29 protein-coding genes and 2 tRNA genes are annotated in these 26,904 nt (G+C 69.1%); 23 read left to right on the forward strand and 8 right to left on the reverse strand.

Going from position 1 to position 26,904, the window contains the following annotated elements:
• Both E1258_RS10485 and E1258_RS10490 read right to left on the reverse strand, forming a co-directional pair.
• On the reverse strand, window positions 1–1,127 hold a 1,127-nt coding region (locus tag E1258_RS10485; RefSeq protein ID WP_132399118.1), incomplete at its 3' end, for an Hsp70 family protein.
• Window positions 1,128–1,284: 157 nt separating this feature from the next.
• Window positions 1,285–1,584, reverse strand: coding sequence for a hypothetical protein (locus E1258_RS10490; protein WP_207919501.1), 300 nt, complete (start codon window positions 1,582–1,584; stop codon window positions 1,285–1,287).
• Between E1258_RS10490 and E1258_RS10495 the strand changes: the two genes are divergently transcribed.
• The 3 genes from E1258_RS10495 (at window position 1,583) to E1258_RS10505 (ending at window position 4,584) form a co-directional block, all read left to right on the forward strand.
• Window positions 1,583–1,813, forward strand: coding sequence for a hypothetical protein (locus E1258_RS10495; protein ID WP_207919502.1), 231 nt, complete (start codon window positions 1,583–1,585; stop codon window positions 1,811–1,813). The two genes, E1258_RS10490 and E1258_RS10495, sit on opposite strands and share 2 nt — an antisense overlap.
• A 306-nt stretch (window positions 1,814–2,119) precedes the next feature.
• Window positions 2,120–2,866: a cellulose binding domain-containing protein gene (locus E1258_RS10500; RefSeq protein ID WP_132399120.1), complete on the forward strand. Its 747-nt coding sequence runs from the start codon at window positions 2,120–2,122 to the stop codon at window positions 2,864–2,866.
• 281 nt (window positions 2,867–3,147) lie between these two features.
• Entirely contained in the window at window positions 3,148–4,584 is a 1,437-nt protein-coding gene (locus tag E1258_RS10505) for an RICIN domain-containing protein (protein WP_132399122.1), read from the forward strand.
• A 286-nt stretch (window positions 4,585–4,870) separates the two neighbouring features.
• On the opposite strand, the gene E1258_RS10510 is transcribed toward E1258_RS10505, so the two are convergent.
• Entirely contained in the window at window positions 4,871–5,416 is a 546-nt protein-coding gene (locus tag E1258_RS10510) for a GNAT family N-acetyltransferase (RefSeq protein WP_132399124.1), read from the reverse strand.
• Between the two features lie 948 nt (window positions 5,417–6,364).
• Here E1258_RS10510 and E1258_RS10525 point away from each other — a divergent pair.
• From E1258_RS10525 to E1258_RS10535, 3 genes are all read left to right on the forward strand, one after another.
• Window positions 6,365–6,616, forward strand: coding sequence for a hypothetical protein (locus E1258_RS10525; protein WP_243715330.1), 252 nt, complete (start codon window positions 6,365–6,367; stop codon window positions 6,614–6,616).
• 422 nt (window positions 6,617–7,038) lie between these two features.
• Window positions 7,039–7,641, forward strand: a complete 603-nt coding sequence (locus E1258_RS10530) for a hypothetical protein (protein ID WP_132399130.1) — start codon at window positions 7,039–7,041, stop codon at window positions 7,639–7,641.
• Between the two features lie 34 nt (window positions 7,642–7,675).
• The gene (locus E1258_RS10535; RefSeq protein WP_132399132.1) at window positions 7,676–9,055 is read left to right on the forward strand and encodes a hypothetical protein; all 1,380 of its coding nucleotides are present in this window, start codon (window positions 7,676–7,678) and stop codon (window positions 9,053–9,055) included.
• Window positions 9,056–9,236: 181 nt separating this feature from the next.
• On the opposite strand, the gene E1258_RS10540 is transcribed toward E1258_RS10535, so the two are convergent.
• Together E1258_RS10540 and E1258_RS10545 are read right to left on the reverse strand one after the other, a co-directional pair.
• On the reverse strand, window positions 9,237–9,707 hold the full coding sequence (locus E1258_RS10540; RefSeq protein ID WP_371688598.1) for an NUDIX domain-containing protein: 471 nt from the start codon (window positions 9,705–9,707) through the stop codon (window positions 9,237–9,239).
• 21 nt (window positions 9,708–9,728) lie between these two features.
• Entirely contained in the window at window positions 9,729–10,949 is a 1,221-nt protein-coding gene (locus E1258_RS10545; RefSeq protein ID WP_132399134.1) for a helix-turn-helix domain-containing protein, read from the reverse strand.
• A 395-nt stretch (window positions 10,950–11,344) separates the two neighbouring features.
• Between E1258_RS10545 and E1258_RS10550 the strand changes: the two genes are divergently transcribed.
• From E1258_RS10550 to E1258_RS10565, 4 genes are all read left to right on the forward strand, one after another.
• A complete protein-coding gene (locus E1258_RS10550) occupies window positions 11,345–11,599 on the forward strand; it encodes a hypothetical protein (RefSeq protein ID WP_243715332.1) in 255 nt (84 codons plus the stop codon).
• Window positions 11,592–11,834 carry a hypothetical protein gene (locus tag E1258_RS10555; RefSeq protein WP_043966661.1) on the forward strand — a complete coding sequence of 81 codons (243 nt, stop codon included), beginning with the start codon at window positions 11,592–11,594 and terminating at the stop codon, window positions 11,832–11,834. The genes E1258_RS10550 and E1258_RS10555 overlap by 8 nt, the downstream gene beginning before the upstream one ends.
• On the forward strand, window positions 11,831–12,106 hold the full coding sequence (locus E1258_RS10560; protein ID WP_132399138.1) for a hypothetical protein: 276 nt from the start codon (window positions 11,831–11,833) through the stop codon (window positions 12,104–12,106). Before E1258_RS10555 ends, E1258_RS10560 begins: the two co-directional genes overlap by 4 nt.
• A 76-nt stretch (window positions 12,107–12,182) precedes the next feature.
• Window positions 12,183–12,908 (forward strand): GntR family transcriptional regulator, encoded by a 726-nt coding sequence (locus E1258_RS10565; protein WP_132399140.1) that lies wholly within the window; start codon window positions 12,183–12,185, stop codon window positions 12,906–12,908.
• Here the strand turns inward: E1258_RS10565 and E1258_RS10570 are convergent.
• Entirely contained in the window at window positions 12,893–13,663 is a 771-nt protein-coding gene (locus E1258_RS10570; RefSeq protein WP_243715333.1) for an XRE family transcriptional regulator, read from the reverse strand. The genes E1258_RS10565 and E1258_RS10570 overlap by 16 nt on opposite strands.
• 181 nt (window positions 13,664–13,844) lie before the next feature.
• Here E1258_RS10570 and E1258_RS10575 point away from each other — a divergent pair, with 181 nt between their 5' ends.
• The 7 genes from E1258_RS10575 (at window position 13,845) to E1258_RS10605 (ending at window position 20,020) form a co-directional block, all read left to right on the forward strand.
• The gene (locus E1258_RS10575; RefSeq protein WP_243715334.1) at window positions 13,845–14,273 is read left to right on the forward strand and encodes a hypothetical protein; all 429 of its coding nucleotides are present in this window, start codon (window positions 13,845–13,847) and stop codon (window positions 14,271–14,273) included.
• 96 nt (window positions 14,274–14,369) lie between these two features.
• Window positions 14,370–14,663 (forward strand): hypothetical protein, encoded by a 294-nt coding sequence (locus tag E1258_RS10580; protein WP_165949717.1) that lies wholly within the window; start codon window positions 14,370–14,372, stop codon window positions 14,661–14,663.
• 38 nt (window positions 14,664–14,701) lie between these two features.
• Window positions 14,702–16,084, forward strand: coding sequence for an FtsK/SpoIIIE domain-containing protein (locus tag E1258_RS10585; protein ID WP_243715335.1), 1,383 nt, complete (start codon window positions 14,702–14,704; stop codon window positions 16,082–16,084).
• On the forward strand, window positions 16,081–16,698 hold the full coding sequence (locus tag E1258_RS10590) for a DUF2637 domain-containing protein (RefSeq protein WP_132399148.1): 618 nt from the start codon (window positions 16,081–16,083) through the stop codon (window positions 16,696–16,698). Before E1258_RS10585 ends, E1258_RS10590 begins: the two co-directional genes overlap by 4 nt.
• Complete coding sequence (locus E1258_RS10595; protein ID WP_132399150.1) at window positions 16,695–18,485, forward strand: replication initiator; 1,791 nt, start codon at window positions 16,695–16,697, stop codon at window positions 18,483–18,485. Before E1258_RS10590 ends, E1258_RS10595 begins: the two co-directional genes overlap by 4 nt.
• Before the next feature lie 21 nt (window positions 18,486–18,506).
• Window positions 18,507–18,725 carry a helix-turn-helix domain-containing protein gene (locus E1258_RS10600; protein WP_018831717.1) on the forward strand — a complete coding sequence of 73 codons (219 nt, stop codon included), beginning with the start codon at window positions 18,507–18,509 and terminating at the stop codon, window positions 18,723–18,725.
• Window positions 18,725–20,020 carry a site-specific integrase gene (locus E1258_RS10605; protein WP_243715336.1) on the forward strand — a complete coding sequence of 432 codons (1,296 nt, stop codon included), beginning with the start codon at window positions 18,725–18,727 and terminating at the stop codon, window positions 20,018–20,020. The genes E1258_RS10600 and E1258_RS10605 overlap by 1 nt, the downstream gene beginning before the upstream one ends.
• 53 nt (window positions 20,021–20,073) lie before the next feature.
• Here the strand turns inward: E1258_RS10605 and E1258_RS10610 are convergent.
• Window positions 20,074–20,147, reverse strand: a tRNA-Gly gene (locus E1258_RS10610).
• Window positions 20,148–20,452: 305 nt separating this feature from the next.
• Here E1258_RS10610 and E1258_RS10615 point away from each other — a divergent pair.
• From E1258_RS10615 to E1258_RS10640, 6 genes are all read left to right on the forward strand, one after another.
• A tRNA-Pro gene (locus E1258_RS10615) sits at window positions 20,453–20,526 on the forward strand.
• A 217-nt stretch (window positions 20,527–20,743) separates the two neighbouring features.
• A complete protein-coding gene (gene tig, locus E1258_RS10620) occupies window positions 20,744–22,096 on the forward strand; it encodes a trigger factor (protein WP_132399152.1) in 1,353 nt (450 codons plus the stop codon).
• A 166-nt stretch (window positions 22,097–22,262) separates the two neighbouring features.
• Window positions 22,263–22,904, forward strand: a complete 642-nt coding sequence (locus E1258_RS10625) for an ATP-dependent Clp protease proteolytic subunit (protein WP_132399154.1) — start codon at window positions 22,263–22,265, stop codon at window positions 22,902–22,904.
• A gap of 14 nt (window positions 22,905–22,918) precedes the next feature.
• A complete protein-coding gene (locus tag E1258_RS10630) occupies window positions 22,919–23,581 on the forward strand; it encodes an ATP-dependent Clp protease proteolytic subunit (protein ID WP_036372858.1) in 663 nt (220 codons plus the stop codon).
• Between the two features lie 209 nt (window positions 23,582–23,790).
• Window positions 23,791–25,086, forward strand: a complete 1,296-nt coding sequence (clpX, locus tag E1258_RS10635; RefSeq protein ID WP_132399156.1) for an ATP-dependent Clp protease ATP-binding subunit ClpX — start codon at window positions 23,791–23,793, stop codon at window positions 25,084–25,086.
• An 81-nt stretch (window positions 25,087–25,167) separates the two neighbouring features.
• Window positions 25,168–25,965 carry a carbon-nitrogen hydrolase family protein gene (locus E1258_RS10640; protein WP_132399158.1) on the forward strand — a complete coding sequence of 266 codons (798 nt, stop codon included), beginning with the start codon at window positions 25,168–25,170 and terminating at the stop codon, window positions 25,963–25,965.
• 118 nt (window positions 25,966–26,083) lie between these two features.
• On the opposite strand, the gene E1258_RS10645 is transcribed toward E1258_RS10640, so the two are convergent.
• Entirely contained in the window at window positions 26,084–26,311 is a 228-nt protein-coding gene (locus tag E1258_RS10645; RefSeq protein WP_132399160.1) for a hypothetical protein, read from the reverse strand.
• Window positions 26,312–26,904 lie beyond the last annotated feature (593 nt).

Below are 26,904 nucleotides of genomic sequence, written 5' to 3' on the forward strand. Positions count from 1 at the left end.
AGGTCGGTCAGCGCCCCCTCGGCCACCGGCAGTTCCGGCTGCTCCAGCACCGTCGGCGCGACGCCCAGCTCGGCGTGCAGCATGCGGGCCACCAGCGGCATCCGGGTCGGGCCGCCCACCAGGAACAGGCTGGCGAGCCGGTCGGGGGTGAGCCCGGCGGCGGCGATCACCCGGCGGGTCTCGGCCACGGCCCGGGCCAGCAGCGGGGCGGCCACCCGTTCGGCGTCGTCGCGGGTCAGCTCGACCACCGCCGGCAGGCCCGGCACGACCACCGGCGCGACGGTCGCCCGGGACAGCATCTCCCGCGCCTCGCGGACGCCCTCCCAGAGCTGGTGCCGGTCGCGCCACTGCGGCGCGTCGGCCGGCCGGGTGAGCCGCTGCCACACCTGCGGGTGGGTCGCGGACACCAGCTCGCCCATCCGGGCCACCAGGGCCGCGTCCAGGTCCAGCCCGCCCAGGTCGGGCACGCCGCCGGTGGCGGTCACGGTGAATCCCGAGTCGCCCCACGGGTCGGCGCCCTCGTTGCGCAGCACCGCCACGTCGAGGGTGCCGCCGCCGAGGTCGAACACGGCGATCGAGCCACCGACGGGCACCGGCCGGCGCAGCACCTGGGCGTAGTAGCGGGCGGCGGCGACGGGCTCGCGCAGCAGCCGGGTGCCGGGCGGGGTCGGGCCGGACAGGGTGTGCTCGGCGGCCTGCGGCCAGCCCGCCCGCAGCAGCGCGTCGGCGAGGATCTGGCGGCGGGCTTCATCCCAGGACGCCGGGCAGGTGAGCACCGCCGGGGGCAGGAAGCCGACTGCGGCGAGGGCCGCCTGTCCCACCGCGTGCAGGATCGCGGCGAGCAGGTCGGCGGGGGCGTACTCGCGGTCGCCCAGCGGCACGGTCGGGGCGTCGATCCGGCGCTTCGGGTTCGGCTCGTAGCGCCCCGGGTCGGCCTGCGCCAGCCGTCGGGCGTCCCGGCCGACGTGCAGCCGGCCGTCGGTGTCGGCGTACACCCCGGAGGGGACGACCGGTTGCCCGTCGACCAGCAGCGGCCGGGTCCGGCCGTCGGGCCAGCGCAGCACGGCCACCGTGTTGGACGTGCCGAGGTCGACGCCGAGGGCGAACCCCTCGTGCTGGGCTGCCATCTGCCGCTACCTCCGCCGGGACGAGCCGATGTCCGGCCCCGCATCGTACGCAGGCCAAACTCCGGGCCCGTGGCCGCCGCCATGCCTGGCCGGTCGGCAGGGCCGGCCGAAACGTGGGGTGCCCGGGTGGGCACCCCACGTCGTCGTCCGTGCCGGCTCAGCGGGCGACGGTGGCGTGCATCTCCCAGACCAGGATCTCGGCCGGCTCGGTGGCCGTGACCCGCTGCCCGCCGGTGGCGGTGAAGCGGACCGCGTCGGCGGTGCCGAGCGCGCCGGAGCCTTCGAGGGCCACCGCACCCCGGGGCACGAACAGGTGCAGGAAGGGCGCCGCGGGTAGCTGCACGCTCTGGCCGGGCTGAAGCCGGGCCGCGTACAGCGCCGCGTACCGGTTCCTGATCCGGATGGCGGCGGCGTCGGCGTGGGAGCAGAGCCGGTTGTCGCACCACCTGGGCCGCATGCAGCGCCGGGGCCTGATCGACCGCGAGGAGTGCCCCCAAGACGCGCGGGGCGCCTATGTGACGCCCACCGCCACGGGCCGGGCCGCGATCGAGGCCGCCGCGCCCGCGCACGTCGACACCGTCCGGCGGCTCGTCTTCGACCAGCTCGACCCGGACGAGGTGCGTACCCTCGAACGGATCGCCAGTCGCGTCGTCGACCGCCTCGACGCCGAGCGCCGGCTGCCCTGACGGCTGCCCCAGCCCGGCCGGATCGGCTTATTGCATCGATGTTCTTCGAATGGAAAGCTGTCGCTGAGTCTCGCTCTGGAGCCGGCGCGAGGCACTCGATCCCGGCCTGAGAGGGTGCGCGGGGTGGCAGGCCACCGCGCGCCGGGCAGCCCTCGCCATTCCCGTCGGCCCGGCCACGATCCGGCCGGCGTCGACGCCTACGCCTGGGTCGGACCTGGCGGCCGGTCCCGGGCGACCGGCAGTTACCAACCCCCGACACCGGCCGGTCCTCCCTGCGGCCGGTGCCCTCGATCCGAGGAGGTACGGATGCTCCGCATGCCCGGCGTGGTGCTGGCCGCCGCGACCCTGACCCTGGCCTTCTGGGCCGGGACGGCCGGCGCCGCCGGCGCGCCCTCCGCCCAGCTGACGCCGACACCACCGATCCCGACGCCGACGGTGGCGTGTCCGCCGGCGCTGCCGATCTGGGGTCAGGTGTCGGAGACCACCGCGACGAGCCTGACCATCACCTACTCCATGTTGCTCAGCCCGCCCTGCGGCTACGACCCGCCGATGCAGGTCGTCCTCTTCACCAGCCGCGGGGACGCCGAGAAGTGGCAGAACCCCGCCGCCCAGGCGCTCACCGGGCCCGAGCGCAACGGGAAGGTGACCATCGGCGGGTTGACCCCGAGCACCGACTACTGGTTCCGGTTCAGCGAGCCCGACGGCAAGCGGGACCCGTACATGATCGGCGGGCCGGCCCGAACCGCGGACCAGTCGTCGTGCAGCGCGACCACCACCATCGACAACCGCTATCCCGGCGGCTTCGTCGCCACGGTCACCGTGCGCGCCACCGGGAGCGCACCGGTCCAGGGCTGGCACGTCTCCTGGCGGTGGCCCGGCGACGAGCGCATCCAGACGGCCTGGAACGGGGTGGTGCAGACCACCGGCGCCGACGTCGTCGTCGGCAACGCGCCGTACAACGGCACGTTGGCACCGGGCGCCTCGACGACGTTCGGGATGATGGTGCGGTCCAGCGGGACGGCGGCCGTCCCCCCGTTGACCTGCGGCCGGTGACCGGCGCCTGACCGGGCTTGCCTGGAGGGTTCTCGGCGTCGGCCCAGGTGGGCCGACGCCGAGAACCCGACCAGCGGTGCGGAGGCGCTCGTGTCGCGGTGGCCTCTCCCTGATCGGCCTGTCTGTGGTTGTGGTGGCCTGCCCGAAGTCCGGTTACCACGGTGTTGCGGATGCGTAACCATCAATGGGTTAATGCAGGTGCAGCCCAGCTCCGACGGCATCGCATCGCCGGATCGTGCGGTGGGGGTCGAGGCCGGCCCGGTCCACGGAAGGACGAGCGAATGAGAAGAAGCGGACGCCTCCTGTCACTCGGGGTGGCGCTGACTGTGGCCGTGGCGACGGTGGTCATCCCGGCGGCGGGTGCCCAGGCAGCGCCGGTGACCGTCACCAACGGCACGCAGTTCACCGACACCAGCGGGGCCGTGGTGCACGCCCACGGGGGTGGCGTCCTCAAGGTCGACAACTACTACTACTGGTTCGGCGAGAACCGCAACCCGGACAACACCTTCCGGGCGGTCTCCGTCTACCGCTCCACGGACCTGCGCACCTGGGAGTTCCGCAACAACGTCCTGACCCAGTCGTCGGCAGCCGAGTTGCGGGTCGCCAACATCGAGCGACCGAAGGTCATCTACAACGCCAGCACCGGCCGGTACGTGATGTGGATGCACAAGGAGAACGGGTCCGACTACAACGAGGCGCGGGCCGCCGTCGCCTCGTCGGCCACGGTGGACGGCAACTACACCTACCACGGCAGCTTCCGGCCGCTCGGGCAGCACATGTCCCGGGACATCACGCTCTACAACGACAACGGCACCGCGTACATGATCTCGGCCGCCGACGACAACTACGACCTGCACATCTATCGGCTCACGGCGGACTACCTCAACGTCGCCAGCCTCGTCGGCAACTTCTGGGACGGCGCCCACCGCGAGGCACCCGCCCTGTTCAAGCGGGGCAGCACGTACTTCCTGCTGACCTCGGGGGCGACGGGCTGGAGCCCGAACCAGGCCAAGTACGCCACCGCGCAGAGCATCTCGGGGCCCTGGAGCGGCTGGACCGACGTGGGCAACAGCACCACATTCAGCTCCCAGCCGGCCTTCGTGTTGCCGATCCAGGGCACCTCCACCACCAGCTACCTGTACCTCGGTGACCGCTGGGCGGGCGCCTGGGGCGGGCCCGTCGGCGACTCGCAGTACGTGTGGCTGCCGATCACCTTCCCGTCCAGCACCAGCATGAGCCTGACCTGGTACCCGTCCGTCACCATCGACACGGCCACGGGGACGATCACCGGCAACTCGCCCGCCTACTACCGCATCACCGCCCGGCACAGCGGCCGGGTGATGGACGTGGTGGGCAACTCGACGGCGAACAACGCCGAGGTCAAGCAGTACGCCTGGAACGGCGGCGGCAACCAGCGGTGGGAGTTCCAGGACGCCGGGGGCGGCTACTTCCGCGTCGTCAACCAGAACAGCGGCAAGTGCCTCGACGTCGCCAACGCGTCCACCGCCGACGGCGCCAACATCATCCAGTACACCTGCGGCAGCGGCGCCAACCAGCAGTGGCAGTGGGCCGCGACCGGGAGCTACTTCCAGCTCCGGGCCCGGCACAGCGGCAGGTGCCTCGACGTGGTCAACGCCGGCACCGGCGACGGCGCGGACATCCAGCAGTCCGGGTGCGGCGGCGGCACGAACCAGCAGTGGTCACGTAGCCAGTCCTGACCGACGGCGCCGGAAGGTGGAAGCGGCGGCCGGCCAGGTTGCGTCTAGTGCCCGCTCGTGCCCTCTGCGCGCCACGGTTACTGGCCCACGGATGGCCCGTGCTGGCCATCCGATTCAGAAGAAGATCACGGACAACTGCTCCGGTGCTGAGCCCATGGTCAGCCCGTCCGTCGTTGTCGGGCGGCGTCGACGTCGGCGGGCGGTCTTGGCTGTACGGATGGCTGTACAGCCAAGCCAGAGGGCGTTGGCACGTTGATGGCACTCGGCTGCTGCCGGGAGACGTCGCCTACGTCTCGGAGACCACATCCGCACGCTTGCGGTACAGCACGCAACGGCGCAAGGGACCCTCGTCCACCTCGGGGTCGTCAAAGTCCTCTGCCGGGTCCGTGGTCATGCCGATCCGGCGCATCACCGCCTGCGAACGCAGGTTCGCCTTGGTGGTCACCGCCAGAATCTCGGTTAACCCGACCTTGTCGAAGCCGTATCGCAACACCGCCACCGCCGCCTCCGTGGCGTACCCGTGCCCCCAAGCCGACCGGGACAGCCGCCAGCCAGCCTCCACGCCGGTAAACGGCATCCCCTCGTCCACCACGTCCAGGCCAGCGAACCCGACGAATTGCCCTGTGTCGCGGACCTCCACCGCCCAGAAGCTGAAGCCGTTCCGGTCTAGATCTTCCTGGAAGCTGCGCATCGAGGCCGCGGCCTGCTCCGGAGTGAGTAGCGGCCCGAGATGTTCTCGGACCTCCGGGTCGGCGTTCATGGCCGTCCACGGCGCCAGGTCGGAATGCCGCCAGTCCCGCAGGATGAGCCGCTCAGTCTCGATCTCCACCATCCGGCGAAGCTAGGCCATTCCGTCGGAGCTCGGCAAAGCGTTATCCGAGCACGGCCGCCACGCTGCCCCCACCCCCCGGATAGCTGCCAGGGACTGCGCCGCCCGGTCGGCATCGAGGGTGGCCGCAGGCATCGGCGTGCCGACGCGCAGCGCCCTTGGCTCCGGGCGGGTGGCGTAGAGGAACCGGCATCCGCATCACCAAGCAGGCCAGCCTGAAGCCGACCAAGGGCAGGCCGACCGTCAAGGCGGCCCGGAGCACGGCTGGTAGCGCGTCGGCAGCGCGGGAGGCGGCTGAGGGCGGGTCGACCCAACCAGGCGCGGCCGGCGACGCGCCCACGAAGCGCAAGGCGGCAGCCAAGGGCAACACGAAGCGCAAGGCGGCAGCCAAGGGCAAGAGGACCGCGCGGCCGGCACGCGAACCCGCCTCGGACGGCACGGCCGGCGCTACTGGCCTGCCAATGGCACGCAAGGTCAAAGAGAGCTAGCACGAGAACGGCCCAGGCGCGGCGAAAATGCCGTTGACCTGGGCCGGAGTGCCTGGAGCGGGCGACGGGAATCGAACCCGCACCGTCAGTTTGGAAGATCGTTCTCGGCTGTCATGATCTGCCCGGATCGCCTGGTCAGCGGCGGGATCGTGGTGCCCGATTATGACCGCTGCGGACCGTCTGGGCCACTGGCTACTGGCACGTGGCTGGCACGGCTGCGCGGTGGGCGCGTGGCTGTCCGGCGGCGTACGGCTTACCGCCCCCGGCCGTTCGCGGGGGCGGCTTGCCGTGTCGCCGGCTCTCCGCGCGCCTGGACCCCGGTACCCGGTGGCAAGCCGCGAAGCGGCGCGGCAGCCGATCGCCCCGCCCTCGGCGGTGGTTCGGTACCCCGCGATCGTCACGGCCTCGTGAGCGGGGGTTGGGGCCCGTGGGGACTCCTTCGCGGGTAGGCGATCATCCGCTGATGGATCTCAATAACACTGGCGCAGTCCGAAGCCGTGAGGACCTTGCGGCCTACGTTCGGGCGCTCGCCGAGGAATCGGCCGCACCTCCGGACTACTGGGAGAACGTCGACCTGCCCCGGTACCTCGAAGCCGCGTCCCGCTGGATCGGTAGCATGGACGGCTGGGCACGGAACCAAGGCCGAGAACTGCCCGAGCAGCCCACCTGGTCGCTGCTGGCAGACATCCTTCGCGCTGCCTGCGTCTACGAGTAGCAAAGGCAGCTACCCAAACGTCCCGCAGCCAGCCGCGCCGACCGATGCCGGCCGGAGGCCGCCAGCAGGCCGGCGCGGCTGGCTGCGGTGCGCCGCGCTTGCGCGGCGCCTTGATCCTAAAGAGACTGTTTCGGCAGCGTCTGGAAGCTCTCGGGTACGCCGGAAGGCGGAGGTCCCGCCAGTCAAGCTGCGCGGGGCGATCGTGGTGACGACGGCCATGTAGGGGCAGCTAACCCGTACATCGCATCTGCTTGCCGGGCTGCGCTACTTGGCGCTCACGTCACCGATCACCGCACACAAGCCGAGCAGGACACCATTCACTGGCTCGATCAAGGGCTAGTGATGAAACACGACAGCTAACTGGGTCCTAATCTGTGTAACGGGGTATGTACTCGCTGCTTGCAGCTCTGTAGCCTGCGATCATGGCCGGAGAAATCCAACAACTAGCGGGGTTCGATGGGCTGCGCCGCGCCAAGGAATGGCTTGACGCGTCGACGCGTGTTGCCCACGCGTGGACGATAGAAGATGAGCCACTGCGGGAACTGCTTGAGTTCGAGTGGCCGCATGGCGGGAAAGGCTTCTCCTTTGACCTTGGCGGCAAGATGCGCGGAGGTGCATTTCAAGACAAATCATTCGTCGCCGAGATCAAAAATTATAGGCGTGAGTCGGACCTGCCGGAGCATTTCAGGAGCTTCCTGGCTAAATGCTACGTTGCCTATAAAGCAAAGCCGGCCAGATGTAATCATATGATGTGGATATCCTGGGCGCCATTTCAAGCACGAAAATGGGATCATCACACATCGCCGGACAATGTGCGCGACGCGGTTATCCATCATCGAGAATCGATATTCGGCACTGTGGACGAGGGTGAGGCTAGAAAGAATGTAGACGAGGCTGCCGTATTTGAAACGGCTCAGCGATTGTGGCTGATAACACTATGTGAGAAGCAGGAGCATCTGGTTGTTTCCAGCGAGCACCTTGACGAACTTGTAAAGTTTATGCGAGCCGCGGAGAGGGTGAGCTGATATGTCCCCTGGCCGTTCCACCCTGCTTGATCGCTTGCTTGACTACCCGAATCCCGATGACCGGGTGAGGGTAATCAAGACCCTGGTCGGAGATCGTTTAGCTGGAGCTGACCCAGCGTCTGAGGTTCGCTTCACCGAGTACTTTAACCACACCTTTGCGCCGGACATGGTTCTCTCTTGGCCAAGGGAGAATCGCGAACGCCTGGTATTCCTCCGCCCTAGTAACAACCCGCGCTGGATCTCAGACGAGCTGCGATGGATTTCAGCGAACAAGCCCATTGTTATGTCTCTGCATTCTGGCTTTGGTCGAGACTCCGAGGCCGAGCAGCACTTGGCGCAAGAAGCGCATAGGTCAGACGTGCTTGTAACCGACCCCGACGCGGTCCTAGAGATCAGCCAGTCCGATGAGCCCGTGGTTGACCTGTTGAGTCATGCACTCCTGCGAGGTGGGCGTGGCGTTCTGAATGAGGATATGTCAAGATCTGTCATCGAATACACGTCGGCAGGCTTCTCGGGGGCAGAGCAACTAGACGCAGAGCCGACTGGTGCTGCGGTCGAACTCTTTGCTCAACTATTGGAGCCGGAACAAGCTGGTCGTATGACGCGTGTAGTGCAAGCGGTCTGGGAAGGCCACGGAGGAACGGCCTCCTCTTTCCCGCGTAGCAGCATTGGGATAGCGGGGCCGCTGACAGGTGAAGACGTGGCTCTCCTGCTAGGAGTAGTCGAAACCGAAGCTATTGATTTCTGGCACCGCGTTGGTCGAAACATCTCGCTAGAACAGCTCGGCGAGATGGACATCGAAGACTTCTCTCCCGGCCTCCAGAGTATCGTTGCCGCGAATGCGGAGAGGCTGTCGGCGCGAGGGCTTCGTGTAGTCGAGCAACCGGATTATCTTGGAGAGCCTGAGCTTGTTCCTCGCTGGCTGGTTAAGGGCGGTTGCCTAGTTCTTCGTGGGTGGGGCTGGAGCGCCCACTTCGCTGCCTCGAAGAGCAAGCTTCCCCCTGAGCAGGATCTGCGCGCACCAACGCTCGGGGAGGTAAGACGCAGGGTGAGAGATGCCGGTCTCATAGTTAAGAATGTAGGTGTCAGAACTCCTGAACTTACTATTACCTTTGAATCTACGGTAGGTCGGGACGTGATGGAGCGCAAAGAAGTGGCGCAACATGCGAATCGCGCGGATACGGTAGTTACAACCGCTACTGTGAACGTACGGGCTGCCCGGGGCTTAATCTGTGACCTCCGAACGGGCAGCGCGAGCGGGCACACCAACGCGAGCTACGAGCTTCGAGACTACATCCGACACGCACTCCCGCTTCTACTCAGCATGACCAGAGAAGAGCGAGCGGCTGTCATGTCCCTCCTGCCGCCTGAGGCCGCCACCGGTAATTACGTTCAGGGGCAGCTTCCGATTTAAAGCAGAAGGGCTCGCTGTCATATCGACAGCGTCGAGACGGCAAGGTCTCTCGTTATGGGCAACGTGGGCTGCCGGCTTCACAAATGCACCACCGCTGGTCCTTGCGGGGAACTTCCTCGCTGGCGCTTGAAGGACGATTGAGCCTCTGATGGTAACCCTTGCTTGTCTTGAAACCTCCTGACTAGAAGGAGTTGCCGTATTCTGAATAAGTAGCAGTGCCCCTGTCGCGTGCTGCGATTGCGGTCCGGAGTCTCCGGGTTAGTCGAGCCGGTCCGTAGTGCTCCAGATCGGCAGTTGCCACGTACCGCCACTCAGTGAGTTCGGCGTCTACGAAACGGATGGCCTGTTCCTGCTTCGTGGTTAGAGATCCGGCGTCGAAGATGAAGAGAAGCTTGTCTCCCTCATGCTCGGCGGGCGCCCAGTCAACGACCAGCATTGGCCCGAGTGGGGTCGTGAGGCCGAGTTCTTCTTCGATCTCGCGCACGCAGGCGGCGCGGGGTGACTCGCCGGGTTCGACGTAGCCGCCGGGGATGTCCCAGTGGGTTTTGTAGCTGGGGCGTACGAGGAGCACGCGGCCTTCGTCATCGAAGAAGAGGGCGCCGGCGGCGACGCGTGGGGTTGCCATGGGTGGCGTCTGGTTGGCCGTCACCATGGCAGCGTAGATGGGCTGGGTTCAGTCGAGCACCTTGAGCCGCTGGGCCAGTCCGACCAGTTCGGCGGAGGGCTTGCCGCGCTGGCGGCGGATCCAGGTCAGGGCGAGTTGGCGGCTGAGGAAGTGATGGCGGACCTGTTCGGGTGCCATCTGTTCCGCGTCGAGCAGGGCGGCTTGGGCGTCGTCGATGCGGTTCCATGAGCTGTAGGCGCGGGCGACTTCGAGGGCGTGCCGTACCCGGCGTTCCATCGGTAGGCCGGTGGTGTCTAGGCGGGGGCCGAGGTCGATGGCGACTTGTAGGTCTCCCAGCTCGGCGGCGGTGGCGACGCGGTGGATGGCGACGTTGGTCGGGCCGAACGCGGTCCAGAGGTGGTTGGCGTCGGCTCCGAGCTGGCCGGCGGTCTGGTCGGCTGCGGCGAGGAAGGTGCGGGCGGTAGCGGCGTCGTTGGCGCGGGCGGCGGCCATCGATCCGGACAGGAACAAGGTGCCATAGACGGAGAGCAGCGCTGGCGTGGCGTTCTTCAGGTGGGGCTCAAGGAAGCCAGCGGCGTCCTCGGTGAGGCGCACGGCTTCCGCGTAGCGCCCGGTGGCGTGCAGGGCGTGGCCGACGGACCGAAACAGACTGCCGGTGATGAGCGGGTCGCCGGCCGGGCGGACGGCCGCCAAGCCCCGGTCAGCGGCGATCCACGCGAGGTCACTCTCTCCCAGCTTGGTGAGCTGGGTCGCGGCGAGCTGGTACGTGAGGCCGAGTAGCCGGCGAGCCTGGTCCCGGTCGTCGTCGTGATGGTCGGCGGCGGCCTGGGCGCGGTCGAGCAGGTGGGGTAGGCGGCCGGTGACGTACCCGAATCGGGAGTCCTGGTAGGCGTCCCAGAGTGCGCCTACCTCCTTCTTCAGTTCGGCGATGCTCGGTGGTTCCGCACCCGTGCCGCCGCCGAACGGGCTGAGGGCGCGGTAGTTCATCAGGGCTGCGCGAAGGGCGGGGACGGTGGCGGTGCCGCTGTCGCTGGTCCAGTCGAGCAGGGAGGGTTCGCCGAGCAGGTCGCCGAGGGACACGTCCAGGACTTCGGCGAGGGACTTGATGACGGAGAGCCGGTCCAGCTCGATCCGGTTGTTCTCGACCTTGCCCAACCAGTCGGCGGTACGGCCGATGAGTCCGGCCAGGACTTCCTGGGACAGTCCGCGTCGGTAGCGGTACCAGGCGACGCGTTCGCCGATGGTCAGGTTGTAAGTTCTCCCGCGCACCGGTTCACCATCTCCCCTCGGTCGGCTGCGACCCCGGAAGGATTTTCCGGGTCGTTGGGCGGTCCGGGCCACAACCTGTGTGCATGACGGGGCTGAACGTATCGACCAACTGCCAATCCTGCTCGGGCGCGGGCTGGAAGTACACCCTTGCCCGCACTGCCATCCGAGGGATGGGGCAGGGGTCGGAGCGGACTCGTTCCCTGGCCCGGCGGTCCTGTCTGGACTGTGCGGGTTCCGGTCGCTCGGCGGCGTGCTGAGGCTGGCCCGGGGTGGGTGCTGGCGTGGGGCCGCGACCCGAACGACGGCCTGTGAATGGCCCGCCCGCCCCGGTGCCTCGCACGCCTGCGCCTGCGTCGAGTCGGCCGGGTGTGCCGATACCGGGTGACCTGGTCTTGGTGGATGGTCGGGCGTCGGTGCAGTTCGGCGGCGACCGGGCGCTGTGGCTGCGGGTCACGTCGGTGGATGAGCGGCCGACGTACTACGGCTGGGTGTGGCTCACCGGTTACGTCATCGATCCAGCCACCCGTAACGCGCTGGCCAAGCGCGAGGTCTTCGCGCAGATCGCCGGCCTCCACATCCAACGACGCAAGCCCGAGCGCGCGCCGTCCCGCATCAACGCGGGTCCGGCGGTGAGGAGACGTGGTGTTTGACATCCGGGTACAGCTCGGCGCGGTGCTGGACATCGACGCGGATGACCGGCTTCTCCCGTCGGACGGGCCGGTGCGGTTGTGGGTGACCGGCGTCCGGCTGGTGGTCAATCGCCCGCCCCATGACGAGTGGATCTGGGTCGAAGGGGTCAAGCTGTCGCCGTCGGGCCGTCGGGGTCCGCAGACGCAGATCCTGGTGCGCGCCAGCAAGCTCCCACCGGAGGGACCGGCCCGGTGAGCGTCTACCTGTCAGGTGCGGCACGTGATCAGCTCCAGGCGGCGCAGGAGCAGCTTGACCAGCACACGCCGTCGAGCGGGGACGGGCGCTGCGCCGGCTGCGGCGAGGACGGTCCGTGCGGGCCGCGTCGGGAGGCGTTGCGGGTGTTCGGCGGGTATGGCTGCCTGCCCCGCCGCTGGCCCGGCGCGACTCAACCCGAGCGGGTGGCGGTGGTGTCGTCGTGGTCGGGGTGGCTGGCTGCTGCGGTGGAGCGGGTGACGCCGAACGGCTGACGTGACTTGTCCTGTCAAGCAAACAACTCATAAGCTGCTGAGATTCATGCAGCGTTCATAGGTGGGGTGGCCCGCGATGGCGTACGAGATTCCGACGCCGAAGTACCTGCGCGTGTTGAACACGTTGCGGAAGCGCATCGAGGATGGCGACTACGCGCCCGGTGCGGCACTGCCGTCGGAGAATCAGCTCTGTACGGAGTTCGGGGTGTCCCGCCCGACGGTGCTCAAGGCGTTGGGCATCCTCAAGCAGGACGGCTGGATCGAGTCCCAGCAGGGCAAGGGCAGCTTCGTACGCGGCCGGCCCGTGTCCGGCCGTACCTCGCCCGACTACGCCCGTGACGCGGTGGAGCTGGACGAGATGGGGGAGGCGGAGATCCTGCACGTCGGCCCGGTGCTCGCCTCGCCGCGCATCGCTGCGGAGTTGAAGATCCCGGAGGGCACGCCCGTGTACGAGCGGCGTCGCCGGACTGTGTCCGGGGCGGGGCCGGTGGACCTGGTGGCCACGTTCGTGCCGGTGGACATCGCGGTCGGTACCGAGCTCACCAAGCCGGATCCGATCCCGGGTGGCCTGCTCGACCTCATCGCCCGCCACAAGGGTCTACGCGCCGACTACGCCACGGAGCGGATGACCGCCCGGCGGGTGAGCGGGGTCGAGGCTGAAGCCCTGGAGGTGCCGGCCGATGAGTCGGTGATGAGCGTCGTCATCACCGTTCACCAGGCATCCGGCGATCCGATCATGACGTCGGTGCTGGTGATGCCGGGCAGCCGCCACGAGATCGAGGACACCTACGCGCTGCGCTGAGGGGCCTCCTGCGCAGCCAGCATGGATTCCGCCTCGTCGAGGATCTGTTGGGTCTGGGTGGCGGTCAGCCGGCGGATGTCCCAGATCAATTGGGCGGCATCCGAGGCCGCCGGATTGATCGAGGGCGCCTCGCGCGGTATGGCGATGTTGGTCAGAGCGGCCAAGTCGTCGGCGGGTACCGCCAGCAAGGTCGCGAAGCTGACCAGCAAATCGGGCGTCAGTTCCTTGCGTCCGTGGCCGATCATCCCGAGCGTGGATGCGGCCAGGTAGTGGGGCGTCAGTTGGGCCAGGCACTTGGCCGAGCCGATCCAGTCCAGGTTCCGATTACGGAGCATGCGGAGGATCATTCCGCCTGGCCCTGGTGGGTACTGCTCGCGCAGCGGCAGTGGCGGGACCGGCTGGGTCCGCGTCTCCTGGGGCATTGAGCGGACCGCCTGGCGAAGCTGGTGCCGGCGCGACGCCGGTAGCAGAATCGCGAGTCCGGCGAGGGTGGCGGCGAGTCTGCCGGCTACCGCGTCCAGCGGAGCCAGATCGTCTGGTACCGGAAGCCCGGCGATCACGAACAGGTCTGCGGCGTGCAGGTCGACTGTCGACGCCAACTGCCGCAGCAACAGAGGATTCGGCGTTGCGCCGTCGAGGAACGCTCGGACCTCGTGCGCGCCGACGCCGGCTCGTTGGGACAAGTCGAGCGGGCTCAGCTCCCGGCGCTCCAGCAGCCGCGCCATCGGCGTGGAGGAGTCCGCCTCGCTGGTCACCCCGCCAGGCTAGAGCGCGTCCCGCCCTGCGGCCACGTCGGTGCCGACTCGACAGCTCTCCACATTGTGCGAACGGCTCGCATTCGACCTTGCTTGTGCTTACAAGCTGACGTAGCTTGTTAGCTCAACCGGTTGTCAGGAAGACGACTGGTGAGGCTAGGAGGCTGTCTACGTGGTTCCGATGACGTTGAAGGTGCCGGTCCCGTCGGAGTACGTGTTCCCTGCCGGGGCGCTCTGCCTGGGTGTGTCGCCGCAGATCGACTTTGAGCGGCGGGGTGAGGCGGACAACCAGGCGCGGGACAAGGACACCGGTGAGCGGGTCTGGGTGGTGCGGGTGATGGACCTCGACCCGGAGGCGGGCAAGTTCGGCCGGTCGACCGAGGTGAAGGTCAAGGTGGTCGCCGGGCAGCAGCCGGTGCCGCCGCCGTCGGCGGTGCCGGGGTATCCGCCGGCGGTGGAGTTCGAGGGCCTGACCCTCACTCCCTACGTGGATTCGCAGCGGTGCAAGCCGGGCCGGACGTCGGGTGACTGCCGCTCCCGGATGGCGTACTCGCTGCGGGCGACCGCGATCCGTCCGGCGTCGGCGGTTCCCGGCTCGGTGGCGGCCTGACCGCTGTCTGTTGCGCGCGGGGCGGGTCGTTTCCCCGCCAAGAGTCCCGACCCGTCCCGCGCTCTCCCCATCCCTCATCTGGTGAAGGAGGGCGTGATGCCCACCGTAGTTCCCCCTGCCCTGATCATCGCCGCGCCCCTGCTCGTCGGCGCGGCCCTCATCCTCACCCGTCTCCGGCTGGCTGGGCTGCGGCACGCCTACCGGGAGACCGAAGCGGTCCTGCGGTCGGTGTTGGGATTGCCGCCGGCCTCGGGGCGGGTGTGCGCGATCCGCTGCCCCTGGTGCTTCCGGTGGGTGAAGCCGCGCAGGTTCGACCTGCGCCGCATGTCGTGCCGCTCGTGCGTCTCGACGTTGGCGCGTCCGGGTCGGGGTGGTGACCTGTGCCTCTGATCAACGTCATCCCGGGGGACAAGATCCCCATGGCGCCGATGAACGTGCGTCTTCCGGCGTGGCGGGTTCCGGGTTGGCTGCTGGTGTTCTGGTGGCTCGCCCGGGGCCTGTTCCGCCTCACCGTCCTCGCCGTCCGGTACTGGTGGCTCACCGCCCCGGCCGCGCTCGCCCTGTGGATCCGCGTCGAGTTCGGGGGCCTGATCCTGACCGGCGTCACCCTGACCGTAGCCACCGGCTGCGTGGGCTGGTGGCGGTGGCACCCGTCGTCGTGGCTGCGCTTCGGCTGGTACCCCTTGGTCGCCCGTGTCCGGACGCTGGTGATCTACAGGCGGCGGTGGGCGTCGGTGATGGCCACGTGTGGGCTGGCGACCGCGTTCGCGGGTGACCGGTACGTGCCGCAGCTCCTGCGGGTGCGCTGCGACCGCTACGGCGACGAGTTGACCGTCCGGCTGTTGCCGGGGCAGATCCCGGATGACTGGGGGCAGGCCGCGGAACGCCTCGCCTACGCCTTCCGCCTGCGCACCGGCCAAGCCCGCTCCACGGACCGGCCGGATCGGGTGGTGCTGCGCCTCGTACGCCGCGACCCCCTCGCCGAAGTCGTGAGGCCGCTGCCGGTGGCCGAGGTGCCGGACTTCGACGGGCTCGCCCTCGGCGTCGACGAAAACGGCAACACCTACCGGCTGCGGCTGGCCGGGTCGCATGTGCTGATCGCCGGGGCGACGGGGTCGGGCAAGGGGTCGGTGTTGTGGTCGCTGATCCGGTCTCTGGCCGGCGGTATCCGGTCGGGCCTTGTCGAGGTGTGGGCGTTCGATCCGAAGGGCGGCATGGAGCTGGCGGCCGGGGTGCCGCTGTTCGCCCGGTTCGCCTACGACGACCCCGACAGCATGGCCGGCGTCCTGGAAGAAGCCGTGAAACGGATGCGGGTGCGGGCGGCCCGGCTGCGCGGGGTGACCCGCCAGCACATGCCGACCCCGCAGGACCCGTTGCTCGTCCTGGTCGTCGACGAACTCGCCGCGTTGACGGCGTACATCACCGATCGGAAGGTCCGCGACCGAATCAAGGAAGCCCTCGGCCTCCTCCTCAGTCAGGGTCGGGCGGTCGGCGTCCATGTCGTCGCCGCGCTCCAGGACCCGCGTAAGGACGTGCTGCCGTTCCGCGACCTCTTCCCCACCCGCATCGGCCTGCGCCTGACCGAACCCGAGCAGGTGGACATGGTCCTCGGCGACAGCGCCCGCGACCGGGGCGCGCTGTGCGACCGCATCCCCGAATCCGCCCCGGGGGTGGGGTTCGTGGTCCTCGACGGCGTCCGCGAACCGGTCCGGGTCCGCTTCGCCTACCTCACCGATGACGACATCCGGCAACTCGGCCGCGACTACCGCCGCCTCAGCGACACCGACACCGATCAGGGGGTGAACCCGTGAAGGCTGACACCGAGCGTGTGGAGGGCGTGGTCCTGGTGCTCATCGTCCTCACCGTGGGCGGACTGGCCGGCGCTGCCTCGTTCACCCACGTCCACGACTGGACCATGGCCAACTCCCCGGCCGGTACCGGGGACTGGTTCGGCTGGGCCAACGCCGCCATCTCCGAACTCCTACCCCTCGCCGCGCTGCTGACCATCCGCCGTCGCCGCCGCACCGGCGGCCCGATCGGATACCCGCTGTTCCTGCTCGTCTGCGCCGTCGCCCTCTCCCTCGCCGCGCAACTGGCCGTGGCGAAACCGAGTCTGTCGGGCTGGCTGCTGTCCGCCGTGCCCGCGCTGGCATTCCTCGGCCTGTCCAAGCTCGTCTTCTCCACTACCCCGGCGGTGCCCGTCAACCAGCCGACCGACGCCGCTGACTGGGGCCAGTGGTCACCCGATGACGCCGGAACTCAGGACCGGCCGTCCCTGCGCCTCGTCGACGACGACCAGGCGGCGACCGCCGAACCGGTCCCACCGCCGCCGGTGGCGGTGCAGCGGCCGGGGCTGGTGCCCGTTCCTGCGGCGGCGTTCGCGCCTCGTAATGGCATGCCGTACGGCTCGGAGCGTGACCAGTGAGCCAACAGCAACTCCTGCCCACCGCGACGCCGGCCGAGGTGCAGCGGCCTCGGCCGGGGTCGCGGGCCGACCGGATGCGCAAGCCCCTCGCCAAGGACGCGCTCAAGCAGCTCGCCGAACAACACGGCGTCTGCGTCCGCCCCCTCGCCCTACGCCGCACCGACACCACCACCGGACTCACCGAGGTCGTCGAAGTCCCCTGCGGGGCCACCCTGGCGGCGAAGTGCAAGCCGTGCGCGGAGAAGGGCCGGCGGCTGCGGATCCAGCAGATCCGGGAGGGCTGGCACCTCGCCGACGAACCCGCCGTCCGCCCCGACAAGCCGGGTGAGGACGTCCTCGCCCTCGTCCGGGTCCGGGCGCATCTGGAGTTCGAACGCGAGGCCGCCCAGTACCAGCCGATGATCTCGGATGAGCGGGCCGTCCAGGTGGCCGAGATTGACGCCGCGATCGCGGAGCTGGACGAAGCGCTCGGCGAAACCAGCCTGCGCGGCCACCTGACTCCGAAGGAACGCGACGAGCGACCGCGCCGTAAGCGGTCCACCCGGAGGCGGCAGGACAGCCCCGACCTGCCCCGGCTGCCCGTCGACCCGCGCACCGTCGGCCGTGCGTACTCGGGCAAGGCCGGCAAGACCTACCGGCCGTCGATGCTGGTCACGCTGACCCTCGGCTCACACGGACCCGTCCACTCCCACCTACGCCGGGGCGCCTACGTCGCGCCGTGTGAGTGCGGGCAGCGACACGGCCCGCATGACGACGTCCTCGGCACCCCCGTCGACCCCGTCAGCTACGACTACCGGCGCGCCGCTCTGGACGCGATTCACTTCGCCCGGGTCCTCGACCGTTGGTGGCAGAACGTCCGCCGGGCCGCCGGCTGGAACGTCCAGTACGCAGGAGCGGTAGAACTGCAACGGCGGCTCGCCCCACACGCGCACTTCGCCATCCGGGGCACCCTCCCCCGCCGGCTGCTCAAGCAGATCGCGGCGGCCACGTATCACCAGGTGTGGTGGCCACGCTTCGACCACCTCGTCTACCCGCTCGACAAGCCGCCGGTGTGGGACGTCGACCGACAGGCGTACGTCGACCCCAAAACGCGCGAGCCGCTGCCCACCTGGGGCGAAGCCCTCGACGCCCTGGAAGAACCCGACAGCCGCCCGGCATACGTCGCCCGGCTCGGCCGGATCGACGCCCAGGGCATCGAGCAGGGCACCCGCGACGCCGAACGCTCCATCCGCTACGTCACGAAGTACGTCACGAAAGACCTGACCGACCAGGCCAAGCCCCGATCCGATGCACAGAAAGCACACTTCGACCGACTCCACGCGGAGCTGTCCGTACTGCCCTGCTCCCCAACCTGTGCCAACTGGCTGCTCTACGGAGTCCAGCCCGACGGCGTCAAGGCAGGCTTGACCCCCGGCCGGTGTACCGGGAAGGTCCACCAACGCTCCACCCTCGGCTTCACCGGCCGCCGCGTCCTCGTCTCCCGCCAGTGGTCGGGCAAGACCCTCGCCGACCACCGAGCGGACAACCGCGCCTGGGTGCGCGCGATCCTCGCCGGAGGCATGGCCGACACCGAAGAACACGACCAGGCAGCCGACGACGCGGACGGATCGAAGCGGTACCGGTTCGAACTCGCCCGCCCCGAAGACCCCGACGTGCCGCCGCTGGAACACCGACTCCTGCGGGCGATATCGGCGCGCATCCGCTGGCGCGCAGACCTCGACACCGCGCGCCTGCGAACAGGCGCTGCTGTTCCGGCAACCGATCAACCCGCCGCGCTCGCGGCCTGAACCCCTGGGAGGAGCAACCGCATGAATGACGAGCTGTTGACCGCTGACGAGGTCGCCGCTCGCCTCAAGGCAACGCCGCGATTCGTCCGCCGGCTGGTCGCCGAACGACGGATCGCCTTCGTCAAGGTCGGCCGTCTGGTGCGCTTCGAGGCGTCGGCCGTCGCTGCCTACATCGACAGCAACCGGGTCGTGCCGATGACTCGGGCGCACCTGCGTGACTACCTGGGGGAGGTGGCCTGATGGCGGCGAGCAAGGGCCGGCGGCGTTTCGGCAACGTGCGTCGTCTCCCCTCGGGGCGGTACCAGGCGCGGTACGTCGGCCCGGACGGGCTGGAGCGGAAGGCACCGCACACCTTCGAGACCGAGCGCCAGGCGGCCATGTGGCTGACCGTCGTGGAGTCGGAGATCATCAAGGGGGAGTGGTCGGCCCCGGAGGCGGGGGAGATCAAGCTCGACGGGTACGGCCGGAAGTGGATCGCCGAGCGGAAGCTCCAGCCGCGCACCCGGGAGAACTACGAGGACTTGTTCCGGCTGCACATCGGCCCCCACCTCGGCGCGCTCGCCTTGGGCGCGATCAAGCCGCAGACCATCCGCACCTGGCGTAGGAACCTGCTCGACGGGGGCACGACGGAACCGCAGGCGGTGAAGGCGTACTCACTGCTGCGGGCGATCCTCAACACCGCCGTGAAGGAAGACGAGCTGATTCGGCAGAACCCGTGCCGCATCCCGGGCTATGACCGCTACCACACGCCGGAGCGGCCGGTGGCGACCGTCGCCCAGGTGCTCGCGCTCGCCGAGCGGATGCCGCCCCGGTTCGCCGCGCTGGTGATCGTCGCTGCGTTCTCCGGGCTGCGCTGGGGCGAGCTGGCAGCGCTGCGGCGCTCGGACATCGACCTAACGGCCGGCACGGTCCGCGTTCCCCGCAAGCTGGCGGCGCTGCGTAACCGGATGGAGTTCGGGCCGCCGAAGTCGGAGGCGGGCAACCGTACGGTGACCCTGCCGGCGGCGGCCCGGTCGGCACTCGCCGCGCACCTGGCCGAGTACGTGGGGGAGGGGACGGAGGAGCTGGTCTTCACGGGGGACAAGGGCGCGGTGCTGCGTTCCGGCAACTTCCGTCGGGCGGTCGGCTGGGCGGCGGCGCTGCGGGCGGCCGGCATGCCCGAGGGGTTCCACTTCCACGACCTGCGGCACACGGGCAACAACCTGGCGGCGGCGACCGGGGCCAGCACGCGGGACCTGATGCACCGGATGGGTCACGCGAGCATGCGGGCGGCGCTGGTCTACCAGCACGCGAACAGCGAGCGGGATCGGGAGATCGCGGCCGGCATGGATCGACGCATCGCCAAGCAGGCGAGGCGGGCGGCGGCACCGGGCAAGGCCAGGTCGACGAAGGGCGAGGCGAAGGGCAGTGACAAGCCGGCGAAGCAGAAGCGGGCCAAGGGCGGGAAGGCCGAACGACCGGCATGCGAACCGGCCTCGGACGGCACGGCCGGCGCTACTGGCACGCCAATGGCACGCAAGATCAGTAAGGGCTAGAACGAGAACGGCCCAGGCGTGGCGAGTGTGTCGCTGACCTGGGCCGGAGGGTGTGGAGCGGGCGACGGGAATCGAACCCGCACCGTCAGTTTGGAAGACTGAAGCTCTGCCATTGAGCTACGCCCGCGTGCGCCCCGATGCACGGGGCGCGCCGACAGCCTACCCGGTGCCCCCGGTTCGGCGCGCGTCCAGTCCACCCGTATCCGCGATCCACGTCATGTCGGTGAGGTGGTGATATCCGCGAGCGGTGATACCGCCATGTCGCCGACGTCGCGCGCCGACCTGCCGCCGGCCCGCCGACATCGCGCCGCTGACCCCGCCGACATCGTGCCGCCGACCTGCCGCCGGCCCGCCGACATCGCGCCGCTGACCCACGCCGGGGATGCCCCGGCACCCCCGGCGCGCGCCGACGGCATACACTTCTCGTCGTCACGGGGTGTGGCGCAGCTTGGTAGCGCACTCGCTTTGGGAGCGAGGGGCCGTGGGTTCAAATCCCGCCACCCCGACTGTCGTCCGTGGCCGGGCACCCAGGAACCGTCGGTCCCTGGGAGCCCACCGGTTCCCCGGGTGCCGACGGGTCCGGGAGCACCGGTTTCCCGGGACCGATGAGTTCCGGGATCCGCCGGTTCCCCCGGGCGCTGCCGAGGAGCCGTGCCGGCTCGCCTACACTCGATGGGCTGAATCACGCCCAGACTCAACTGAGATCCGTCAAGGAGTACGCCTGTGAAGAGCACCGTCGAGACTCTGAGCCCGACGCGCGTGCGGCTCGCCATCGAGGTGCCGTTCGTCGAGCTCGAGCCGAGCCTCAAGAAGGCGTACCGGGAGATCGGTTCGCAGGTGCAGGTGCCCGGCTTCCGCCGGGGCAAGGTGCCGGCCACCGTGATCGACCAGCGGGTGGGCCGGGGCACCGTCCTGAACGAGGCGGTGCAGGAGGCCATCCCGCAGAACATCCTCGCCGCGGTCCGCGAGCACGACCTGAAGACCCTCGGTCGCCCCGAGGTCGAGATCACCGAGTTCAACGACGGTGACTCGCTCAACTTCACCGCCGAGGTGGACGTCCGGCCCGAGATCACCCTGCCGGCCCTGGACTCGATCGAGGTCACCGTCGACGAGCTCCAAATCGACGAGAGCGAGATCGACGAGCAGGTGAAGAACCTGCGCGAGCGGTTCGCCACGCTGAAGACCGTCGAGCGGGCCGCCGCCGAGGGCGACTACGTGCAGATCGACCTGAACGCCACGGTCGACGGCGAGGACGTCCCGGGCGGCTCGGCGACCAACATCTCCCACGAGGTCGGCAGCAAGCAGCTCCTGCCGGGGCTGGACGAGGCCCTCGTCGGCCTCGCCGCCGGCGAGAGCACCACCTTCACCACCCAGCTCGTCGGCGGCGACTTCGCCGGCCGCGACGCCGAGGTGTCGGTGACCGTGCGCACGGTCAAGGAGAAGGAGCTGCCGGAGCTGGACGACGACTTCGCCCAGCTGGCGAGCGAGTTCGACACCATCGAGGAGCTGCGCGGCGACCTGCGTGAGCGGGTCACCCGGGGCAAGCGGGTCGAGCAGATCTACGCCGCCCGGGACAAGGCCCTGGAGCAGCTCGTCGAGGCCGCCGGGGTGCCGGCGCCGGAGGGCGTGGTGCGCGAGGAGGTCGAGAGCCGCAAGCAGGCCATGATCGACCAGCTGGAGCGGATCGGTGCCTCCCTGGAGGAGTACCTCGCCGCCGAGGAGAAGACCGAGGAGCAGGTCGACGCCGAGCTGAACGAGGCGGCGACCGAGGGCGTCAAGATCCAGCTCCTGCTGGACACCCTGGCCGACGCCGAGAACGTCCAGGTCTCCGACGACGAGTTCGGCCACGAGATCGTCCACCGCGCGCAGCGCGCCGGGATGCCCCCGCAGCAGTTCTACGACCAGCTGGTCCGTTCCGGCGCGGCGGCGGCAGTCTTCGGCGACGTGCGGCGCGGCAAGGCGCTGGCCTCGGTGATGGAGCGCATCACGATCAGGGACACGGCGGGCAACGAGGTGAGCCTCGACGCGATCCGCGCCGAGAGCGAAGAGGCACACGACCACGACCACGAGCACTGATCGTCGGCTGGCCGCCGTCCACCGGTCGCGGTGGGCGGCGGCGAGCCCTTTTCCGGGTACGTCCCCGAAGGGCTGCGCTGAGAGCGAAAAGCGCCCCGACCGGGACTCTGCCACCCGGGCAAGCGGTTAGTGTCGGGTAGGACGGTACGGAGAGCGAAGGGCTGCCATGACCGACATGCACATCCCAGCGAAGCCGCTCCGGGCGATCGATGCCCGCGGTGGCGACAACATTGGCAACCTCGACGACTCGGTCTACAACCGGTTGCTCAAGGAGCGCATCATCTTCCTGGGCAGCGAGGTGAACGACCAGGTGGCCAACCGCATCTGCGCGCAGCTGCTGCTGCTCGCGGCGGAGGACCCGGACCGGGACATCTTCCTCTGGATCAACTCGCCGGGAGGCTCGGTCTACTCCGGCATGGCGATCTACGACACGATGCAGTACATCGACAACGATGTCTCCACGGTGGCGATGGGCATGGCCGCCTCGATGGGGCAGCTGCTGCTCTGCGCGGGCACCAAGGGCAAGCGGTACGCCCTGCCCCACGCGCGGATCATGATGCACCAGCCGTCCGGCGGCATGGGCGGCACCGCGTCCGACATCGCCATCCAGGCGGAGCAGATGCTGTACACCAAGCGGATGTTCCAGGAGCGGGTTGCCTTCCACACCGGCCAGGCCCAGGCCCAGATCGAGGCGGACTCGGACCGTGACCGCTGGTTCACCGCCCAGGAGGCCATGGACTACGGCTTCATCGACAAGGTGATCACCGGAGCCGCGCAGGTTCCGGAAGGCGCCGGGACCCTGAGCTGACCGAGGAGCTGACGATGACCGACCTGAGCCTGCCGCCCCAGTTCGCGGCCGTGCACAACCGCTACGTCCTGCCGTCGTTCGTCGAGCGCACGTCGTACGGGGTGAAGGAGTCCAACCCGTACAACAAGCTCTTCGAGGACCGGATCATCTTCCTCGGCGTCCAGGTGGACGACGCGTCAGCCAACGACGTGATGGCGCAGCTGCTGACGCTTGAGGGCACCGACCCGGACCGCGACATCATCATGTACATCAACTCGCCGGGTGGCTCCTTCACCGCCATGACGGCGATCTATGACACCATGCAGTACGTCCGGCCGGACATCTCCACGGTCTGTCTCGGCCAGGCCGCCAGCGCCGCCGCGGTGCTGCTCGCCGCCGGCACGCCGGGCAAGCGGATGGCGCTGCCGAACTCGCGGATCATCATCCACCAGCCGGCTACCGAGGGCGGCTACGGGCAGGGCTCGGACATCGAGATCCAGGCCCGGGAGATCCTGCGGATGCGTACGCAACTGGAGGAGATGCTCTCCCGGCACTGCAACCAGCCGGTGGAGAAGGTCCGCAAGGACATCGACCGGGACAAGATCATGACGGCCGAGGAGTCCCGCGAGTACGGGCTGGTCGACACGATCCTCACCAGCCGCAAGAAGGGTTTGCTCGCCGCCAACGCGGCCAGCTGAGCCGAGCATCGGGTCGGAGGTCGGCCGGGCGCGTTCCCGGCCGACCTCTGACACGCCCGATTTGGGGGTCGGAGAAACCCCCGCCAGCGGGTAACGTCGGGCCCGTACCGCTGCGTCGGGACGGTCCGGCGAGCGAACGGAGACGGACGGAGCGCAGCGTCCGCAGGTCATGGCCGGTGCACCGGCCGATGAGTGCAGGGAGAACGTAGGTGGCACGGATCGGTGACGGCGGCGACCTACTTAAATGCTCCTTCTGCGGCAAGTCGCAGAAGCAGGTGAAGAAGCTCATCGCGGGGCCTGGGGTCTACATCTGCGACGAGTGCATCGATCTCTGCAACGAGATCATCGAGGAGGAGCTGGCCGAGTCCGGCGAGGTGAAGTGGGAAGAGCTTCCCAAGCCGATGGAAATCTGTCAGTTCCTCGACAACTACGTGGTCGGCCAGGACCAGGCCAAGAAGGCGCTCGCGGTCGCGGTCTACAACCACTACAAGCGGATCCAGGCCGAGGCGGCCGGCGCGCCGGGCTCCGGCAGCGACGCCGTCGAGCTGGCCAAGTCCAACATCCTGCTGCTCGGGCCCACCGGCTGCGGCAAGACGCACCTGGCGCAGACCCTCGCGCGGATGCTGAACGTCCCCTTCGCGATCGCGGACGCCACCGCCCTCACCGAGGCCGGGTACGTCGGCGAGGACGTCGAGAACATCCTGCTCAAGCTGATCCAGGCCGCGGACTACGACATCAAGCGCGCCGAGACCGGCATCATCTACATCGACGAGGTCGACAAGATCGCCCGTAAGTCGGAGAACCCGTCGATCACCCGGGACGTCTCCGGCGAGGGCGTCCAGCAGGCGCTGCTGAAGATGCTCGAGGGCACGGTCGCCAACGTGCCGCCGCAGGGCGGTCGCAAGCACCCGCACCAGGAGTTCATCCAGATCGACACCACAAACGTGCTGTTCATCTGCGGTGGTGCCTTCGCCGGTCTCGACCAGATCATCGAGGCCCGCACGGGCCACGGCGGCACGGGCTTCGGCGCGCGGCTCCGCTCGGTTTCCGAGCGGTCGACCGACGACATCTTCAGCCAGGTCATGCCGGAGGACATGCTGAAGTTCGGCCTGATCCCCGAGTTCATCGGCCGCCTTCCGGTGATCACCAACGTTCGCAGCCTCGACCGCTCCGCCCTCGTGCGGATCCTCACCGAGCCGCGCAACGCTCTGGTGAAGCAGTACCAGCGCCTCTTCGAGCTGGACGGCGTGGAGCTCGAGTTCGATCCGCCGGCCCTGGAGGCCATCGCCGACCAGGCGATGCTGCGCGGCACGGGCGCCCGGGGCCTGCGCGCCATCATGGAGGAGGTCCTGCTCTCCGTGATGTACGAGGTGCCGAGCAACCCCGACGCCGCCCGGGTGCTGATCACCCGCGAGGTCGTCCTGGAGAACGTGAACCCGACGATCGTGCCCCGAGAGTTCACCGGCCGCCGGGCCCGCCGGGACCGCGAGGAGAAGTCTGCCTGACCCGTCGCCGTCGGGGGAGCGCCAGCCCCTCCGCCGGCGGAGGGGCTGGCGCTGGGGCCCTCCCGGCGTACGCTGATGGTCATGCGCGTCGCCGTCTGCCAGCTCAACTCCCGCGACGACCGGGCCGCCAACCTCTCCGCAGCGGAGGCTCTGTTGGTTCGGGCCGCGTCGGCCGGCGCGGACCTGGCGGTCCTCCCGGAGTACGTCGACTTTCTCGGCCCCGCCGCAAGCATGCCGGAGCCCGAGCCGGTGGACGGCACCGTGGGCCGGTTCTTCGCCGGCGTCGCCCGTCGGCTCGGCATCTGGGTGCACGCCGGGTCGTTCCACGAGGCGGGTCCGGACCGGGGGCGCAGCTGGAACACCTCGCTGGTCTTCGACCGCACCGGCACGCTCGCCGCCAGCTACCGCAAGATCCATCTGTACGACGTGGAGATTCCTGGCCGGGTCTCGTACCTGGAGTCGGCGACGGTCGCCCCGGGCGAGAAGCCGGTGGTGGTCGACGTCGAGGGCATCCGGGTCGGGTTGTCGATCTGCTACGACCTGCGGTTCCCGGAGCTGTACCGGCAACTGGTCACGGAAGGGGACGCCACGCTGCTGGTGGTGCCGGCCGCGTTCATGCTGCACACCGGGCGGGACCACTGGGAGGTCCTGTTGCGGGCGCGGGCCATCGAGAACCAGTGCTTCGTCGCCGCCGCCGGTCAGACCGGCGACCACGAGCCGGGGCGCACCTGCTTCGGCCGGAGCATGGTCGTCGACCCGTGGGGGACTGTCCTCGCTCAGGTGCCGGACGGTCCCGGCTTCACCGTCGTGGACCTGGACCTGGACCGGCTCCGGACGCTCCGCCGCGAGCTGCCCAGCCTGGCTAACCGTCGGCTCTGACCTCCGGCCGTCGTTGCGCTGTCGGGTGGGCTCGCGCCCCGGGCGATCACGCGCGGTCGCCCGGCGCAGGCGGGGCTGTCGAGACACCCCGGATCCCCGAGTCGATGCCGGCGTCGGCTCAGCTCTGTAGAAGGACCCCGAGTACCGTCAGGCCGGCGATGGCGGTGGCCGTGATGAGCAGCGCGGCAGACATCCGGGAGCGCCCACGCCGGGCCAACCGACCCATCGAGAGCAGGACGACGACCACCACCACGGCGCCGATGACCAGCTGCCAGAACGGCAGCAGCAGTCCGAGCAGTGCTTCCTCGGCGAGCGGGGTCACCGGGGGAGGGGAGGCGTCATCCATGCCAGACACTCTGACACGCGCCCGCGCGTATCCGGTCACGCCAGCGGCGTCAGCATCGTCCGGACAGTGACAGATGTTGATTTGCCTTCCCGGTGCCGTGCGCGTAACTTTCTCTCTGCACGCGGGAGGCCGGACAAACCGGCCGAGAGCGGGTGCCAGGCTCGTGGCGGAAGTGCCGGGCGAGGCTGGTCCGGGTGGTGCGACGAGGTTCCGGTGAGACGGAGTTGCAATCGCGAAGCCAACCGGGTAGAGTGCTGAAGCCAGCAGGGGTCGGGCAGATGGTCGCGAAGCGACGATCGGCCGGACTGCGGCTCTCCACGACAGCAACGACCGCCGGGTTTCGGCGTGCGCCGGCGTGGGTCCGAGCGAATCGAAGCAGAAAATCTTGGGAACAAGGTTGGCGGCTGAGATGCGATCGGGTAGGTTGGAGAGGTTGCCCCGGATGAGGGTTCCGCGAGAGTGGGGCTTTCGGATGGTGTGTGGTTGTTCTTTGAGAACTCAACAGGGTGCTTGATAAGCCAGTGCCAATTAGTTTTATGACCCCGTGCTGGCCGAGCTTTTGCTTGGTTGGTGGGGATTCCTTTGGCAACACT

The sequence above is a fragment of the Micromonospora sp. KC207 genome (genome assembly GCF_004348615.1).
In the GTDB taxonomy this organism is placed as follows: domain Bacteria; phylum Actinomycetota; class Actinomycetes; order Mycobacteriales; family Micromonosporaceae; genus Micromonospora.

Bases quoted from the DNA above. Each gene is read 5' to 3' on its own strand.
- E1258_RS10525 (WP_243715330.1), top strand. From the start codon at position 6,365: ATGGATCTCAATAACACTGGCGCAGTCCGAAGCCGTGAGGACCTTGCG.
- E1258_RS10565 (WP_132399140.1), top strand. From the start codon at position 12,183: ATGGCGTACGAGATTCCGACGCCGAAGTACCTGCGCGTGTTGAACACG.
- E1258_RS10580 (WP_165949717.1), top strand. From the start codon at position 14,370: ATGCCCACCGTAGTTCCCCCTGCCCTGATCATCGCCGCGCCCCTGCTC.
- E1258_RS10540 (WP_371688598.1), bottom strand. From the start codon at position 9,707: ATGGTGACGGCCAACCAGACGCCACCCATGGCAACCCCACGCGTCGCC.
- E1258_RS10505 (WP_132399122.1), top strand. From the start codon at position 3,148: ATGAGAAGAAGCGGACGCCTCCTGTCACTCGGGGTGGCGCTGACTGTG.
- E1258_RS10510 (WP_132399124.1), bottom strand. From the start codon at position 5,416: ATGGTGGAGATCGAGACTGAGCGGCTCATCCTGCGGGACTGGCGGCAT.
- E1258_RS10600 (WP_018831717.1), top strand. From the start codon at position 18,507: ATGAATGACGAGCTGTTGACCGCTGACGAGGTCGCCGCTCGCCTCAAG.
- E1258_RS10575 (WP_243715334.1), top strand. From the start codon at position 13,845: ATGACGTTGAAGGTGCCGGTCCCGTCGGAGTACGTGTTCCCTGCCGGG.
- E1258_RS10630 (WP_036372858.1), top strand. From the start codon at position 22,919: ATGACCGACCTGAGCCTGCCGCCCCAGTTCGCGGCCGTGCACAACCGC.
- E1258_RS10490 (WP_207919501.1), bottom strand. From the start codon at position 1,584: ATGCGGCCCAGGTGGTGCGACAACCGGCTCTGCTCCCACGCCGACGCC.
- E1258_RS10530 (WP_132399130.1), top strand. From the start codon at position 7,039: ATGGCCGGAGAAATCCAACAACTAGCGGGGTTCGATGGGCTGCGCCGC.
- E1258_RS10645 (WP_132399160.1), bottom strand. From the start codon at position 26,311: ATGGATGACGCCTCCCCTCCCCCGGTGACCCCGCTCGCCGAGGAAGCA.
- E1258_RS10500 (WP_132399120.1), top strand. From the start codon at position 2,120: ATGCTCCGCATGCCCGGCGTGGTGCTGGCCGCCGCGACCCTGACCCTG.
- E1258_RS10640 (WP_132399158.1), top strand. From the start codon at position 25,168: ATGCGCGTCGCCGTCTGCCAGCTCAACTCCCGCGACGACCGGGCCGCC.
- E1258_RS10495 (WP_207919502.1), top strand. From the start codon at position 1,583: ATGCAGCGCCGGGGCCTGATCGACCGCGAGGAGTGCCCCCAAGACGCG.
- E1258_RS10625 (WP_132399154.1), top strand. From the start codon at position 22,263: ATGACCGACATGCACATCCCAGCGAAGCCGCTCCGGGCGATCGATGCC.
- E1258_RS10605 (WP_243715336.1), top strand. From the start codon at position 18,725: ATGGCGGCGAGCAAGGGCCGGCGGCGTTTCGGCAACGTGCGTCGTCTC.
- E1258_RS10585 (WP_243715335.1), top strand. From the start codon at position 14,702: ATGAACGTGCGTCTTCCGGCGTGGCGGGTTCCGGGTTGGCTGCTGGTG.